This window comes from Rhizorhabdus sp. GW822-FHT03C02 (assembly GCF_058801765.1).
The window spans coordinates 340,510-355,969 of sequence record NZ_JBXANN010000005.1; the positions used below are offsets into that span (position 1 = coordinate 340,510).

Here is a 15,460-nt window from a genome sequence, read left to right on the forward strand (position 1 = left end):
AGAATTAAAAGCCCGCGTCGATGCCCAGGCGGATCGTGCGCGGCCGCAGCGGGGTGAGCTGGGCGCCCGAGCCGGCGACGAAGGGGGTGCCGAGCGCGAAGCGGTTGCCGATTTCGTCGGTGAGGTTGGTGACGCCGATCGACAGGCCGAGATCGGCGCGGCCGATGCGGGCGGTCAGCGCGCTGTCGAAATAGTCGCCCTGGGTCTCGCCGAGCACCGGACCGAGCCCGAGCCGCGACTTGCCGACATAGCGCAGCCAGCCATTGACCCTGAGGTCGAGATCATTCCTCAGTTCGACGCGGTAATCGGCGCCGATCCGGCTGGTGAAGCGCGCGACATTGGGGATGCGGCCCATCGCGTTGCCCGATATCGGGCCGCTGATCGAACCGTCGATCACTGGGGCGCCCGGGGTGAAGGTGCCGGTGGCGGCCAGCCGGGTGAGCGCGGCGACGAAGGTCGGCGAGGGATCGGTGACCCGGCTGTCATTGTAGGTGAGCGCGGCGTCAAGCCGCAAAGCCGGGATCGGCTGCCAGCCAACCGCGGCGGCGAGCGAATAGATGCGGCCATCGCCGATATTGTCGGTGCTGGGCAGGCCGGCGGTGTCGATGAAGTCGGCCTGGATATTCTGCCAGCGCGTATAGGACAGGCTGACCGACAGGTCGAACGGATCGCGGCCGCGCTCGCCATAGCGCAGGCCGGTTTCCATCGTCGCGACCCGGTCGTTGCGGAAGCGGCGGACGAACGCGCTTTCGATCGCGAGGCCGCCGGGGCGGAACCCCTCCTGATAGCGGGCATAGAGCAGCACGCCGGGCAGCACCGCCGCCGACACCGCCGCCGAGGGCAGGACGATATTCTCGCGCCGGCTGGCGGTGGTGCCGAGGGTCGCAAGCGCGACCCTGATCGCGGGCGAGACGTCCTCGCCTTCGCCCGCCAGTTTCGAGCGGGTGACGCGGGCACCGCCGGTGAAGGTCAGGCCGCGGATCGGCTCGACGCTGATCTCGCCATAGAGCGTGCCCTCGTTGACCCGGTTGGTGACCCCGGTGACCGGGAGTGGGGCGTCCTCGGGCCCGAGCGACCGGTCGAGCCGGGTGCGGTTATGGGTGAAGCTGGCGCCGAGCACCCAGCCATAGCCGCCCTGCATCGGCCGCCACAGCCGGTTCTCGCTGGCGAACATCCGGGTGCGGTTGGCCTGGACGAACAGCTGGTTGGCGCCGCCGAGCGGGGTCGCATCATAACGTTCGTCGAGATGCTGGCGGACCAGCCCGTTCGACGACAGGAAGGACAGCCCGTCCCAGCTCTTCGCGATCACAATCTGGCCGAGCCGGTAGCTGGCGTCGAAGCCGCCGGCGACATTGCTGGCGCGGCTGAGCGGGGCCAGCGCGCGGTCGGCATATTGGCTGTCGCGGCCATGATTGTCCTGGACCACCGCGCCGAGATCGACCGACCAGTCGTCGCCGAGATCGACGCGCAGGCTGGCACGGCCCCCGGCGATGCGGGTGCGGTTGATGTCCTTCTTCTGCCGCAGGACATCGTCGATATAGCCACCTTCCTGGACGCCATAGCCGACCAGCCGCAGCCCGACCCGGTCGGTGAGCACCGGCAGGTTGATCATGCCGGCGAGATCGCCGCCGGGATCGCCATGCGCGGTCGCCGACACCCCGCCCGACAGCGTCGCGCCGATGGCGGCGAGATCGGGGCGGTTGGGGACGACGCGGATGATGCCGCCGAGCGCGCCGGCGCCGTAGAGCGTGCCCTGCGGCCCTTCGAGCACCTCGACGGTGCGGATGTCCTGCATCCGCAGATCGGGATCGGGGGCATTGTAGGTCAGCCGCATGTCGCCGAGATATTGGCCGACGGTGGCCTGGGTCGGGCCGGTGAAGCTCGAATCGGCGATGCCGCGGATGAACAGCTTGTTGCGGCCGGCGCCGAGATGGGTCGAGGACAGGCTGGCAAGCCGCGACAGCACCGACTCCATCCCCTGCTCGCCACCGAAACTCAGATCGCGACCGTCGATCAGGCTGACCGAGCCGGCGAAATCCCGCAGGCGGGTGTCGCGCTTGCTGGCGGTGACGATGATCGGATCGCCCTGATCGTCGGGCGCAGCAGTGGGCGCGGCGACGGGAACCGGCCGGGGCGCGGGGCGAACGCGCGGTACGATCCGCCAGTTGGGGCCGCCGAGCGCCACCGCCTTCGCCGCACTGCCGCGCAACAGCCGGCGCAGCGCCGTATCGACCGACATCCGGCCCGATAGCGCCGCGACCGGGCTGTTCCACAAGCTCCTATCGGGCACCGCGACGCTGACGCCGGCCTGTGCCGAAAGGGCCGCGATCGCGTCGCCGAGCCGCCCGGCCGGCAGGTCGAGCGTCGGCCTGCCCGCGGCGGTGGCAGGCGATGCGGCCGCGATCAGGATCGCGGCAAGGACGGCCCCCGGGCGGTTCACCTGCGCGGCGACAGAACCCAGTCGGCGCCGTCGCGCCGGACATCGACGTCGAGCAGGGTGCCGAGATGTTCGACATCGTCGCCGGCGCCCAGACTCAGCACGCCGCGGAACGGCTTGGCGGCGACCGCGGGCGACACCCGGACGGTCTGGCCGAAATAGCGGGTCAGCTCGGCGGCGACCGCCGCCATCGGCTGGCCGTCATAGATGAAGCGACCCTGTTTCCACCCCGCCACCGCCGCCGGGGCGACATGGCCGAGGACGACATTGTCGCCGCCGTCGGCGACCCTCAGCGTCTGGCCGGGATCGAGGCGGACCGCCTCGGCCTTCGGATTGTAGACGACGGCGCCTTCGGCGACCTGGACGCTGGTCGCATGATCCTCGCGCAGCACATTGAAGCGGGTGCCGACGTCGAGCAGCTCGGCATCGCCGACCGCGACCCGGAACGGGCGGGCGGCGTCATGGACCACCGCGAACACCGCTTCGCCGCGATCGAGGGTCGCATGACGCGGATCCTTGCGATCGAGGGTGAGGCGGGTGCCGCCGTTCAGCGTGATGCTCGTGCCCTCGGCGAGGGTCACGGTCTTGCGCTCGCCGGCGGCGGTTTCGACCTGGTAGGTCGACGACGGCAGGCCGACCATCTGGAAACCGACCCCCGCTGCGATCGACGCGGCGATCGCGCCGCCGAGCCAATAGCGGCGGGTGGCCCGGGGCGCGGGGCGCAACGGCACGACATTGTCGGGCAGCGCCGCCGGCTCGGCCATGGGTTCGGCTGCCAGCAGCTCGGCCATATCGGCGTCGGCGATCGCCATCATATGATAGGCGTCGGCATGGGCCGGGTCGGCCGCCATCCACGCCTCGAACCCCTCCCAATCGTCGAATTGGGGGTCGCGCAGGCGGATCACCCATTCGAGCGCCCGATCGTCGATCATATCCTTGTCCTGCGCCATCATGATGCTCCGCAGGTAGAGACGGAGCCGATGCGGCCGAACCTTGACGTTTCAGCCGTCATCGAATCTTTTCCTCAATTCTATCATCGCGGCATAGGCGCGACGCAGATCGGCCTCGACCGTGCTGAGGCTGATGCCAAACTCGGCGGCGATGTCGCGCTGGGCGATGCCGTCGATACGGTGACGGCGGAAGATCGTCGCGGGACGATCGCCGAGCGCGGCGAGTGCCTCCTGGGCGAGGCGCAGCTGTTCGCGGGCGATGAGTTTGCGTTCGCTCGACGGTTCGTCGGACCGGCCGGGCGCGGTGGTCGCGGCGTCGGTCCAGTCCGAATCGCGCTTGGCCGCCTGCTGGGTCGAACGATAGCGGTCGAGCATCAGATTGTTGGCGGCGCGGTAGAGATAGGACAAAGGCTGGGCGACCGGCCCGTCGGGAGCGGCGGCGATCTTCAGCCAGAGTTCCTGCAACAGATCGTCGGCAGCATCGCCCGCGCCATGCGCGACGAGGAAGCGCCGCAGCCGGTCCCGGTTTTCCAGAAATATCGCTTCCAGCCCGGTACTCGTCATCGCGCGGCTTATCTGTCCTCTGTGGCAACACCGCCTAGCAGCGGCGGCGCTCTACACGCCCGCGGATCGACGCACCACTGATTCCGCTCGACGAGCGTCAGGCGTTTCCGCTCGACGCTTTTGCGCAATATGCATCGGCGCCGAAATATTTCGCAATATTTCGACATGGATAGGCAAAGCGATGCGACCAGGGGTCGGGGCTCAACCAGCCCGGAGCCCCCATGCGCACATTGCTCGCTGCCACCTGCCTCACGCCGGTGGCGCTGATGACGTCCTCCCCCGCGGCGTGGGCGGCCACCAGCATATCGACCGCGAGCACCGCCAATCTGAGCACGTCGACCGCCGCGTCGGGCGCCGCCGACGACATCAGCATCACCAGCGCCGGCAGCGTGAAGCCCACCGCCGGCACAGCGGTGACGATCGACAGCAACAACAGCGTCACCAACGCCGGCACGATCAGCTTCGAGGATGTCGACAATGCCACCGGCATCGGCGCGACGACGACCAGCACAACGGGCTTGGCCGGCACGATCACCAACAGCGGCACGATCAGCCTGACCGAATCGACCACCGCGACCGACAGCGACAGCGACGGCGACAATGACGGCCCGCTGGCGACCGGCACCGGGCGCTATGGCGTCCACATCGCCGGCACCGGCAGCTTCACCGGCAATATCGTCGACAGCGGCACGACGACGATCGAGGGCAATGCGTCGGCGGGCATCGCGATCGACGGGACGCTGGTCGGCAACCTGACCGAAAGCGGAACGATCGCGGTCACCGGCGACAACAGCTATGGCATCCACCTGAACCGCGTCACCGGCAATGTGGTGATGGGGGGCACAGTGTCGGTGGTCGGGGCCAACGCGACCGCGCTGGCGATCGACGGCGACATCGCAGGGTCGCTGACCCTGCAGGGCACCACGACCGCAACCGGCTATCGATCGACCTCGGTGACCACCTCGGCCGCGCTGGCCGCGCTCGATGCCGACGACCTGCTGCAGGGCGGACCGGCGGTGAGCATCGCCGGCAGCGTCAGCGGCGGGGTGCTGCTCGACGCGCCGCCGACCGATACCGACACCGGCAACACCGACGAGGATGGCGACGGGGTCGCCGATAGCAGCGAGAGCACCAACGCGATCTATTCCTATGGCAGCGCCCCGGCGCTGCGGATCGGATCGGCCAGCAATGCGATCGCGATCGGGGCGGTGTCGGGCATTGCCTACGGCCTGGTCAACAAGGGGCTGATCGAATCCTATGCCACGTTCGGCACGTTCGACGCGACCGCGCTGCAGATCGGCGGGCTCGGCGGTACGGTCTCGATCGCCGGCGGGCTTTCGAACAGCGGGACGATCGGCGCCTATACGGTCGCGGGTAGCGCGACCGCGATCGACATCGGTGCGGGCGCGTCGGTGCCGGCGATCGTCAACAGCGGCACGATCACCGCGCAGGGTACCAGCAGCGACATGATCTCGTCCTGGGCGGTGCTGATCCGCAGCGGCGCGACCGTCTCCAGCCTCACCAACAGCGGGACGATCAGCGCCACCACACTCGGTACCGGCACCGCCGCCGGCATCGCCGACCTCAGCGGCAGCCTGACCGCGATCGTCAACCAGGGCACGATTTCGGCGGCGACCGCGATCGATCTGTCGGCCAACAGTTCCGGCGTGTCGATCGACCAGTCGCTGAGCAGCGTCACGGACGCCGCCGCGCCGGTGATCGCCGGCGCGATCCTGACCGGATCGGGCAACGACCGGATCAGCGCGTCCGACGGCAGGATCACCGGCGCGATCTCGACCGGGGCCGGTGACGATGTGATCGCGCTGAGCGGCGATACGGTGCTGACCGGCGATCTCGACCTCGGCGCGGGCGACGACAGTCTGACGCTGGCGGGAACCTCGGCCTATAGCGGGACCGCGAGCTTCGGCGCGGGCGCGAACAGCCTGACGATCGACGGCGGCGCCAGCTTCAGCGGGGCGATCGACAGCGGCGGCGGATTGGCGCTCAGCCTGACCAACGGCAGCCTCAAGCTGACCGGAACGCCGACGGTCGCGCTGTCGTCGCTGTCGATCGGGTCGGCGGGCGTGCTGGGGATCACCGTCGATCCGGTCGCGGGCACCAGCACCCGGTTCGACGTCGCCGGCACGGCCAGCATCGCGAGCGGCGCCAAGCTGTCGATCAGCGTCTCGAGCCTGGTCGACGGAGCGCAGAGCTTCACCGTGCTGACCGCGGGCACGCTGACCGGCAGTGCCGGCCTGGCGGCGGTGACCACCAACCTGCCTTATCTGTATGTCGGAACGATCAGCGCCGACGACGGCGCCGGCTTCGTCAATGTCGACCTGCGCCGCAAGAGCGCGAGCGAGCTCGGCCTGACCCGGTCGCGCGCCGCCGCCTATGACGCGATCTACAAGGCGCTCGGCACCGACGACGAGATGGCGGGGGTGTTCACCAGCCTGACCACCCAATCGACGTTCCTGAACGCCTATGCGCAGATGATGCCGATCGAATCGGGCGGGGTGTTCGAGGCGGCGACCCAGGGCTCGCGCGCCTTCGCGCGCGCCGCGGCCGACGACGGCACCCCGCGCTTCCAGTTCGGCAGCACCGGCTTCTGGTTGCAGGAGATCGGCTGGACGACGACCAAGAAGCTCGACGCCAACGAAGGTTATACCGCGCGCGGCTGGGGCTTCGGCGGCGGCATGGACCAGCGGATCGGCGGACTCGGCCGGGTCGGGGTGTCGCTCGCCTATATGGCCGACGAGGTGACGGTGCCGCACAACCGCAACAATCTGTTCGCCAGCCAGTTCGAGCTGACCGGCTATTGGAGCGGCGAGTGGGGCGGCCTCCACGCCGATGCCCGCGGATCGATCGCGCATCTGTCACTGCGCTCCCACCGCTATTTCAGCGGCACCCTCGACGGTGACGACATCGAGCGCACCGCCAAGGACAGCTGGGGGGCGCTGCTCGCCTCGGCCGGCGGCGGGGTTTCGTACCAGGCGCGGTTCGGCAGCTTCTCGATCCGCCCGGTCGCGAGCATCGACTATTATCGGCTGAGCGAACAGGCGCACAGCGAGAGCGGCGGCGGCACCGCGTTCGACCTGTCGATCGCACACCGCACCAGCGACGAACTCGCCGCCAGCGGAACGGTCGCGATCGGCTATGAGCTCAGCCGCAACGAACGCGAGGGCAGCTTCTCGCGAATCGAGATCGAGGGCGGCCGCCGACAGATCCTCGCCGGCGCGCTGGGCGACACTGTCGCAAATTATACCGACGGCGACCAGTATCGGCTGACCGCCGAGGAGCGCGCGAGCGGCTATCTCGGCCGGGTGCGGGTGACCGGCGGCAACGAGGATTTCCGGATCGGCGGCGAGGTCAGCGCCGAGCAGCAGCAGAGCCGCACCGCGCTGGCGGTGCGGGCGTCGCTGCGGATCGGGTTGTAAGCGGGGGTTCCGATTGATCCGTTCGTGTCGAGCGAAGTCGAGACACCCCGCGGTAGCATAGCGTGTCTCGACTTCGCTCGACACGAACGGGATTTGGAGTCTGTGGAGTAGGCGAGGCCGTCGCACCCTCCGAAAGATTTCATCGACGCAATGTCGGCGCAAAAAAGCGGACATTCGCGCGATACGCGCGCGTCCCACTCTGTTGCTCCCCCGATCGGAGAAGCAGCATGACCTTCCTGGAAAGCCAAGAGCTGGTGGCGTCGACCACCATGGGCTGGACGCGCCTCGCCCCGCGCCGCGTCTGCTTCTTCCTGAACGCGCAGGTCCACCAGGTCCTGCACGTCGCGCCGATCGCGATCGAGATGTCGCGCGATCCGCGCTTCACCGTGTGCATGCTCGCGGCGACCCAGGCGCATGTCGACCTCGCCCGCCGGCTGGTCGATGCGGCGCAGGCTGGGCCGATCCAGTTCGAGGTCGCCGGCGGCCCGCGGCTGCAGGCGATGGCGCGGATGACCGGATCGTCGATCCCGCCCAAGCTGCTGACGCTCGCCGCGTCGGCGCGGCGGCTGGCGCAGTTCGACGCGATCGTCGTGCCCGAGCGCACGTCTTTGCTGCTGCGCCATCTCGGCGTGCACCGGCCGCTGTTCGTGCACACCGCGCACGGCGCCGGCGACCGCGCTGTCGGCTATGACAGGCGCATCCGCCAGTTCGATTTCGCACTGGTCGCGGGCGAGAAGCAGCAGCGGCGGATGCTCGAGGCCGGGCTGATCCGTGAAGGGGCGCATGCGGTGGTCGGCTATCCCAAGTTCGACGCGGTCGACTGGCTGCGCCCGACCCTGCCCAGGCTGTTCGCCGAGCACCGGCCGACGGTGCTCTACAACCCGCATTGCAACAAGCGGCTGTCGTCCTGGTTCGCGTTCGGCGAGGAGGTGGTGCGCAAGTTCGCGGGCGACCCGCGCTACAATCTGATCGTCGCGCCGCATGTGAAGCTGTTCGACAATCGCCGCGAGCGCGCCCAGGCCGAACGCGCGCTGGCGCCGTTCGCGGGGCTGCCCAATATCCATGTCGATCTGGGCAGCACGATGTCGTGCGACATGACCTATCCGGCGATCGCCGACGTCTATCTGGGCGACGTCAGCAGCCAGATCTACGAATATATGCAGATGCCGCGCCCCTGCCTGTTCCTCAACGGGCATGAGGCGGCGTGGGAGGACGATCCCAATTACCGCCACTGGTATTATGGGCCGGTGCTCGACGATGCCGCCGGGCTGATCGACGCGGTCGACAGGGCCCGCGCCGACCATGACGTCTACCTGCCCGCGCAGTGGAGGGGGCTGCGCGACACGTTCGACATTCGCGACCAGAGCAGCGCCGCCCGCGCCGCCCGCGCGATCGGCGATTTCGTGCTGCGCCGGGCGCGTCATGACTGAGCGCGCAGCGTCGACGGGCTCCGCGATCTGGATGGTCTCGCGGGTGTTCGCCCCCGACGAGGGCGGGGTGCAGACCTACGCGCGCGAAGTCGGATCGGCCTATGCCGAGCTCGACTGGACGGTGACGATGTTCATCCAGTCGTCGATCGGCCCGAGGCAGGCGCAGCAGGGCGACAACCGGCTGATCGACGTCGGCCCGGGATCGCGGCTCGGCGTCTATGCCAAACTGGCGCGCGCGCTGCGCGAGGCCTGGAAGACGATGCCGCGCCCGCAGGCGATCCATGCCTGCACCTGGCGCGCGGCGATCCCGGCGCTGTCGTTCGACGTGCCGCTGATCGTCACCGTCCATGGCCGCGAGATCGGCCGGCCGCGCGGGGCGGCGTTCCGGCTGATGCGCTTCGTGCTCGAACGCGCGACCAGGATCGTCGCGGTCAGCGAGACCACCCGCGCACTGCTGCTCGAGCGGCTGCCGCAGCTCGCCGACAAGATCGTCGTCGCCTGGAACGGCACCGCCCCGGCCCCCGCACGGCCCGCCCCGACCATCTTCGCGCGCGGTATCGGCCCCGCCCAGCTGCTGACCGTCTGCCGGCTGGTCCCGCGCAAGAATATCGGCGGCGCGCTGATGGCGGTGGCCTCGACGCTCTATGACGGCCACCGGCTCGACTATGCGATCGTCGGCCGCGGCGAGCAGATGGAGCAGCTGCAGGACCGGATCGACCATATGGCGATGGGCGGCCAGGTCCAGTTGCTCGGCTATGTCGACGATATCCTGCTCGAACAGCTCCAGGCCGAGGCCGACATCTTCCTCCATCCGCAGATCGCACTCGAGGACGGGCGCGAGATCGAGGGATTCGGGATCAGCGTCGCCGATGCGATGGCGCGCGGGCTGGTCTGCATCGTCGGCAAGGATGGCGGCCCGTCTGAGTTCATCCGCGACGGCGAGACCGGCTTCGTCGTCGACGGGCGGTCGGTCGAGGCGATCCACGACGCGCTCACCGCGCTGCTGTCGGATCGCGCGCTGTGCGCGGCGGTCGGCGAGCGCGCGCGCCGCTGGGCCGCCGAAAATCTGTCATGGCAGCGCCACAGCCTGATCTGCCTCGGTGCGATCACGGTCTCGAGCCGCCTGTTCTGTCCGGGTCCGGCAAGGGCCGCGGCATGAGCGCTCATCCGACGACCGGGCCGATCGTCCATATCGGCTATCACAAGACCGCGACGACCTGGTTTCAGCGGCATTTCTATCCCGCGGTCGAAGGGCGTCGCTATATCGCACAGCGCCAGGTCCGCGCCGCGCTGCTGACTCCCGGCGCCTTCGAATATGACGGCGCGACCGCTCGACGCAGGCTCGGCCCCGATCTCGACCGCGCGATCCTGTGCGAGGAGAATCTGAGCGGCGGGCTCCACAATGGCGGGCTCGCCGGCTGCCTGTCGAAGGACGTCGGTCATCGCATCAAGGCGGCGCTGCCCGATGCGCGCATCGTCATCGTCGTGCGCAACCAAGCCGATGCGATCGCGTCGGCCTATCTCCAATATGTGAAGGGCGGCGGCACCCATGGCATCCACCGCTATCTGCTCGGGCGCAGCTGGCTCAGCCCCAATGCCCCCGAACATGACGAAGTGCCGTGCTTCCGCTTCGAGCATTTCGCCTATCACCGGCTGATCGCGCACTATGATGCGCTGTTCGGCCGCGACCGGGTCCATGTCTATCGCTACGAGGATTTCCGCGCCGGACCACATGGTTTCCTGCGGGGTTTCGCGCGGGACCATGGCCTCGAGGTGCCGATCGAGCGGCTCGACCTCGGCTGCGCCAATCCCGCGCTCAGCCGGGCGTTGCTGATCGCGATGCGGATCGCCAACCGCTTCACCGCGCGCGCGGTCGCCGACAAGAGCTGCCTGGTCCACATCCCCTATTGGTACAAGACCAGCCGCCGGCTGATGCGCCGCGCCGGCGCGAGCGGGCGCTTCGGCCGCCCGCTCGGCACCGGCGATCTGCTCGGCCCCGACCTGCTGACGATGATCGACGCCGAATATCGCGACGGCAACCGCGTGCTGGCCGATCGGATCGGCGGGCACTGGCCGGCGGCGACATTCTCCAGCGTGCCCACGCCGGTACCCAGCCGATGGCAGCGGCTCTACGCATCCTGACGCGGTTCGGTTAGATGGGGCGATGCGCTGCTTCGATTTCGACCGGGCCATCGTCCGTCACCCCTCGCCCTCGGTCGTCGACGGGTTGCGCGCCCATGACGGCCCTGGGCCGACCTTCGCGGGCGTGCTCGCCGAACATATGGCCTATGCGGCGGCACTGACCGAAGCCGGGGTCGCGGTCGAGCGGCTCGATCCGGTCGATGCGCATCCCGACGCGATCTTCGTCGAGGATCCCGCGCTGGTGTTCACCGAGGGCGCGATCATGCTGCGCCCGGGCGCGCCGAGCCGGCGTGGCGAGGCGGCGCTGCTCCACGCGGCGCTTGCCGAACGCTTCGGGCGGATCGAGGCGGTGGCGGCCGGGCAGGTCGATGGCGGTGATATCCTCGTCACTCCGGCCTGCGTGATGATCGGCCTGTCGGAGCGGACCGATCGCGCCGGCGCTGCCGCCCTCGCCAGGCTGCTCGAGGATTTCGGCAGGACCGCGCGGATCGTCGATCCGCCGCGGGTCGCGCTCCACCTCAAGACCCAGGCGAGCCTCGCCGACGAGGAGACGATGGTGGCGACGCCCGCCGCCGCGGCGAGCGGGCTGTTCGAAGGCTTCCGGCTGATCATCGTCGATCCCGCCGAACTGCCCGCCGCCAATGTGCTGCGGATCAACGACCGGCTGATCGTCCCGGGCCAGCATCGCCGCACCGCCGACCGGCTGGCCCAGGCGGGCTACGACCTGATCGCGGTCGACACCAGCCATATCGAACGGATCGACGCCGGACTGACCTGCCTCTCGCTCCGCTGGAAGGCCTAAGCCGCCCGCACGATCGCCTCGACCGGCCTGACCGTGCCGGTCGGGAACAATGTGCGCGCGACCAGCGCCGGGTCGAGGCCGAGCGTTTCGGCGGCGGTGCCGGCGATCAGCGCGTCGAGATTGGTGGTCGGCTTGAGATCGCGGCCCTCGAGCAGCGCCGAGGGGGCGAGGCCCGGCCAATCGCCGATCACCCGCCCGCCCTTGAGCGCACCGCCGAGCAGCAGCGCCGCCGATCCGGTGCCATGATCGGTGCCGCCGGTGCCGTTGGCCGCCGCGGTGCGCCCGAATTCGGTCGCGACCAGCACGACGGTGTCGCTCCACGCCGGGCCGAGTCCGGTGCGCAATGCCGCGAGCATCGCGTCGAGCTGCTTGAGCTGCTGGGTGAGGCGGCCGGTCTGGCCGCTATGGGTGTCCCAGCCGCCCATTTCGAGCATCGCGATCCGCACCCCGTTCGGTTTCGACAGGAAGGTCGCGGCGAGCCGGCCGAGGCTCGCCGGATCCTGACGGGCGCCGCTGTCGCCGGCGAGGCCGCGCGCTTCCATTGCCGCCGACCACAGGCCGTGGAGCTGGGTGTCGCCATTGTAGAGCTGGCCGACCCGCATCAGCAGATCGTCGGTCGCCTGCGGCAACGCCGAGGGGGCGTAGGAGGCGACGCTCACCGGGCCGCGCATCGCCAGCGGCAGGGTCGAGGCGAAGGCGATCGCCTCGTCCTCGCGCCGCGGCATCAGCCCGACCAAGCGGTTGAGCCAGCCATCCTTGATCGCATAAGGGCTCAGACCACCGGTCTCGAGCACATTCTGCGCATCGAAATGCGAGCGGTCACGATAGGGCGAGGCGACCGCATGGACGAACGCCGCCTGCCCCTGCTGGTACATTTTCGCGGTCTCGACCAGCGAGGGGTGGAGCGCGAAGCTGCCGTTGAGCTTGGTCGCGGTCGCCGGATCGATCGCCATCGCGCCGCGCAGCTTCGCATAGCTCGGATCGGCATAGGGAATGACGGTGTCGAGCCCGTCGGCGGCGCCGCGCTGGATCACGAACACGAAGCGGCGCTTGCCCGGCGCGACCGCCATCGCGAGCTGGGGGGCGACGAAGAACAGGCCCGCGCCGAGGCCGGCCGAACGAAGAAAGGCGCGACGGTCGAGATTCATCGTCATCTCCTCTGGAACTCGGGCGACACGAACAGCAGCACCAGCCCGGTCGGCGGGCTGTCGGCCCCGGCGATCGCCTTGGCAGTGGCCTCGCTCAGCGTGCCGCCGAGCAGTTGCGGGGCGAGCTTGTCCGACGACAGCCGGTCGCCGATCCGCGACGCGAAACGCTGCGCGACCTCGACCCGGCGGACCAGCGCATCGGGCGCGGCCCAGCTCGCGGCGATGTCGTCATAGCCGGCCGGCGATCCCGGCTTCCACACCGGCTGGCCGAGCTGCTGCATCACCCGCGACACGTCGACCTCGCCGAGCTCGCGCATGCCGATGCCGCGCCCGACCGACAGGAACCAGTCCCATGGCGTCTTGAACTTGGTCGGCGCCGGCGCCCAGGCCTCGGGGGCCTCGATCAAGGTGCGGTACAGCGTCGGCAGGTCGCCGCCGCTGGCGCGATAGGCGTCGGACAGTCGGCGCACCAGCGCCGGCGGCGGATCGTCGGCGACGAAATGGCGGGCGAGTTTGGTGGCGATATGGTTGGCGGTCGCCGGCGCCAGCGCGAGATCGTGGAAGATCGCCCGCGCCTGCGCCTCGCCCTGCTGATCATAGACCTTGCCGAGGATCGTGCGGCGGCCGGGCTCGTGCAGCCCCGCGCGGAACTGGAAGGTGCCGGGCTGGCCGCCGTCGGTGCGCGGCGCCTGACCGAGCCCGCCAATCCCCCAGCCGGTCATCGCCCGGGCCAGTTCGGTGACGTCGGCCTGGGTATAGCCCGAACGCACCCCGAGCGTGTGCAGCTCCATGATCTCGCGCGCGAGATTCTCGTTGAGGCCGCGCTTCTTGCCGGTCGCCGCCGCGCGCACCGCGAAGGGGCTGTCGGGGCCGACCGAGCGATCCTGGTCGAGATAGAGCTCCATCCCGACATGGCGTTCGACCGCGAGCAGCATCGTCTCGAACTTGCCGAGGACGTTGGGACGGATCGCCTCGGCCTCGAATGAGGCGATATAGGGCAGGATCGCCAGCTTCTCCGCCGACAGCGCGAAATGATTGGCCCAGAAATGGACGAGCCGCTCGACGAACGGGGTCGAGGTCATGATCGCGCTGGCGCCGCGGGCGTTCACGCCCTGGCGGTAGACTTCCATGCTGTCGTCGCGCAGCTGCTTGTGCACCGCCATCTTCGCGTCGCCGGTCGACGTCTTCATGTCCATCCGGTCGTCGGTGAAGTCGCGGGCGAGGTCGGGGGTCGACCGCATCGCCGCCCACGCCGCCGGGCGCACCTCGTAGCGGCCGAACTGGTCGAGCAGCCAGCGCTTCGGGTCGGCCGGCGGCGGCTGATCGGGACGCGCGCCGAGACCGAAACGGTTGAGCGCGATGGCGGTGTCGATATCCTTCATAGGGCTTCAACGCACAAGCGGCGGAAATCCGTCGCTTCTTTCTTGCCGGAGGTTCGATTTCCTACGGCGTCGATGCGCGTCTGGCGATTGCGCTGAGCTGAACGGTGTCGATTTACCGCCAGCGAAAGGGAAAAAATGCGGGCCGGCGATGGGAGCCGGTCAGAGCGCGACGCCGATCGTCACGGTCGCGACATAGCCCGCCGCGACGCTGCCGGTCATCGTCGGGGTCATCGCCGCGATCTGCGCCGTCGTGTTGTCGCCGAAGACATTGTCGTTCGACGTGGTCACGCTGGCGAAGCGGCTGACGCTGCTGCTGTAGGCGCTGGTCGCGAACACGGTGTTGCAGACGTCGCGCGGCATCGCCAGCTGCGAGGTCAGCAGCGCGACCCGGCCGCTGGTCGCGCCCGACAGGCTCGAGAAGATCTCGAAATGCATATGCGGGTAGCGGCCCGAATAGCAGGCGGGGAAGATGGTGGTGAAGGTGACCTGGCCATTGGCGTCGGTGACCTGGATCCCGCGCAGATAGCTTTCGGTCGGCACGCTGTAGAGCGAGTAATTGCCATCGACGTTGCAGTGCCACAGATAGACGGCATAGCCCGACAGCGGCGCGCAGCTGTTGTTGACGTTGACGACGGTCAGGGTGATCGTGGTCAGCACCCCCTGGGCGACCGTGGTCGAGCTGATGAAGCTCGCCCGGATGTCGCTGCGCACGACGCCGCTCTGCACCAGGACATTGCTGGTCGAGCCACTCGAACTGTTGGTGCCGTCGGCGGGATAGGGTCCTGCGGTCTCGGCCGGATCGGCGATGCACTGGCCGGTCGTCGTCGTGGTCGTACCTGTGGTGGTGGTCGTGCCCGTGGTGGTCGTCGTTCCGGTCGTGGTGGTGCTCGTCGTCGACGTCGACGCGGTCGTCGACGAACTCGAATCGGTGCCACCGCCCCCGCCGCAGCCGGCGAGCAACGCGCTGGTGCCGGCGCCGGCGAAGAGGGCGAGCGCGCGGCGGCGGCCCATCATCTGCCGTGCGATGATCTCGAGATCGTGCGCGAGGCCGCGATCATGGTCTTCGATGTCGTGATTCATGCCAACGCCTCTCCGGTGGTGAGGAGCGCGGATATCGATGGGGGTCCACCCGCGCTCCTCTCCCGACCAGATGCGCCGGCGCCGTTGC

The 15,460-nt window shown here is 69.3% G+C and carries 11 protein-coding genes; 5 read left to right on the forward strand and 6 right to left on the reverse strand.

Features of this window, described 5'->3' with window-relative positions:
* Positions 1–4: 4 nt before the first annotated feature.
* The 3 genes from AC1RM6_RS15860 to AC1RM6_RS15870 form a co-directional block, all read right to left on the reverse strand.
* Complete coding sequence (locus AC1RM6_RS15860) at positions 5–2,440, reverse strand: TonB-dependent receptor (RefSeq protein ID WP_493102849.1); 2,436 nt, start codon at positions 2,438–2,440, stop codon at positions 5–7.
* Complete coding sequence (locus AC1RM6_RS15865) at positions 2,437–3,369, reverse strand: FecR family protein (RefSeq protein WP_493102851.1); 933 nt, start codon at positions 3,367–3,369, stop codon at positions 2,437–2,439. The genes AC1RM6_RS15860 and AC1RM6_RS15865 overlap by 4 nt, the downstream gene beginning before the upstream one ends.
* Before the next feature lie 69 nt (positions 3,370–3,438).
* Entirely contained in the window at positions 3,439–3,951 is a 513-nt protein-coding gene (locus AC1RM6_RS15870; RefSeq protein ID WP_493102853.1) for an RNA polymerase sigma factor, read from the reverse strand.
* 221 nt (positions 3,952–4,172) lie between these two features.
* On the opposite strand from AC1RM6_RS15870, the gene AC1RM6_RS15875 reads away from it, so the two are divergent.
* The 5 genes from AC1RM6_RS15875 (at position 4,173) to AC1RM6_RS15895 (ending at position 11,762) form a co-directional block, all read left to right on the forward strand.
* The gene (locus AC1RM6_RS15875) at positions 4,173–7,388 is read left to right on the forward strand and encodes an autotransporter domain-containing protein (protein WP_493102855.1); all 3,216 of its coding nucleotides are present in this window, start codon (positions 4,173–4,175) and stop codon (positions 7,386–7,388) included.
* A 227-nt stretch (positions 7,389–7,615) separates the two neighbouring features.
* Positions 7,616–8,818: a CDP-glycerol glycerophosphotransferase family protein gene (locus AC1RM6_RS15880; RefSeq protein ID WP_493102857.1), complete on the forward strand. Its 1,203-nt coding sequence runs from the start codon at positions 7,616–7,618 to the stop codon at positions 8,816–8,818.
* Positions 8,811–9,977 carry a glycosyltransferase family 4 protein gene (locus AC1RM6_RS15885; protein WP_493102858.1) on the forward strand — a complete coding sequence of 389 codons (1,167 nt, stop codon included), beginning with the start codon at positions 8,811–8,813 and terminating at the stop codon, positions 9,975–9,977. Before AC1RM6_RS15880 ends, AC1RM6_RS15885 begins: the two co-directional genes overlap by 8 nt.
* Positions 9,974–10,960: a sulfotransferase gene (locus tag AC1RM6_RS15890; RefSeq protein ID WP_493102860.1), complete on the forward strand. Its 987-nt coding sequence runs from the start codon at positions 9,974–9,976 to the stop codon at positions 10,958–10,960. The genes AC1RM6_RS15885 and AC1RM6_RS15890 overlap by 4 nt, the downstream gene beginning before the upstream one ends.
* A 22-nt stretch (positions 10,961–10,982) precedes the next feature.
* The gene (locus tag AC1RM6_RS15895; protein ID WP_493102862.1) at positions 10,983–11,762 is read left to right on the forward strand and encodes an arginine deiminase family protein; all 780 of its coding nucleotides are present in this window, start codon (positions 10,983–10,985) and stop codon (positions 11,760–11,762) included.
* Here the strand turns inward: AC1RM6_RS15895 and AC1RM6_RS15900 are convergent.
* From AC1RM6_RS15900 to AC1RM6_RS15910, 3 genes are all read right to left on the reverse strand, one after another.
* Positions 11,759–12,910: a DUF1501 domain-containing protein gene (locus AC1RM6_RS15900; RefSeq protein WP_493102864.1), complete on the reverse strand. Its 1,152-nt coding sequence runs from the start codon at positions 12,908–12,910 to the stop codon at positions 11,759–11,761. The two genes, AC1RM6_RS15895 and AC1RM6_RS15900, sit on opposite strands and share 4 nt — an antisense overlap.
* A 2-nt stretch (positions 12,911–12,912) precedes the next feature.
* Positions 12,913–14,292, reverse strand: coding sequence for a DUF1800 domain-containing protein (locus AC1RM6_RS15905; protein WP_493102866.1), 1,380 nt, complete (start codon positions 14,290–14,292; stop codon positions 12,913–12,915).
* A gap of 159 nt (positions 14,293–14,451) precedes the next feature.
* Entirely contained in the window at positions 14,452–15,372 is a 921-nt protein-coding gene (locus AC1RM6_RS15910; RefSeq protein WP_493102868.1) for an intradiol ring-cleavage dioxygenase, read from the reverse strand.
* Positions 15,373–15,460 lie beyond the last annotated feature (88 nt).

Excerpts from the sequence above, each read along its gene's own strand:
- AC1RM6_RS15870 (WP_493102853.1), bottom strand. The coding sequence starts at position 3,951 with ATGACGAGTACCGGGCTGGAAGCGATATTTCTGGAAAACCGGGACCGG.
- AC1RM6_RS15875 (WP_493102855.1), top strand. The coding sequence starts at position 4,173 with ATGCGCACATTGCTCGCTGCCACCTGCCTCACGCCGGTGGCGCTGATG.
- AC1RM6_RS15910 (WP_493102868.1), bottom strand. The coding sequence starts at position 15,372 with ATGAATCACGACATCGAAGACCATGATCGCGGCCTCGCGCACGATCTC.
- AC1RM6_RS15905 (WP_493102866.1), bottom strand. The coding sequence starts at position 14,292 with ATGAAGGATATCGACACCGCCATCGCGCTCAACCGTTTCGGTCTCGGC.
- AC1RM6_RS15895 (WP_493102862.1), top strand. The coding sequence starts at position 10,983 with ATGCGCTGCTTCGATTTCGACCGGGCCATCGTCCGTCACCCCTCGCCC.
- AC1RM6_RS15885 (WP_493102858.1), top strand. The coding sequence starts at position 8,811 with ATGACTGAGCGCGCAGCGTCGACGGGCTCCGCGATCTGGATGGTCTCG.
- AC1RM6_RS15890 (WP_493102860.1), top strand. The coding sequence starts at position 9,974 with ATGAGCGCTCATCCGACGACCGGGCCGATCGTCCATATCGGCTATCAC.
- AC1RM6_RS15865 (WP_493102851.1), bottom strand. The coding sequence starts at position 3,369 with ATGATCGACGATCGGGCGCTCGAATGGGTGATCCGCCTGCGCGACCCC.
- AC1RM6_RS15900 (WP_493102864.1), bottom strand. The coding sequence starts at position 12,910 with ATGAATCTCGACCGTCGCGCCTTTCTTCGTTCGGCCGGCCTCGGCGCG.
- AC1RM6_RS15880 (WP_493102857.1), top strand. The coding sequence starts at position 7,616 with ATGACCTTCCTGGAAAGCCAAGAGCTGGTGGCGTCGACCACCATGGGC.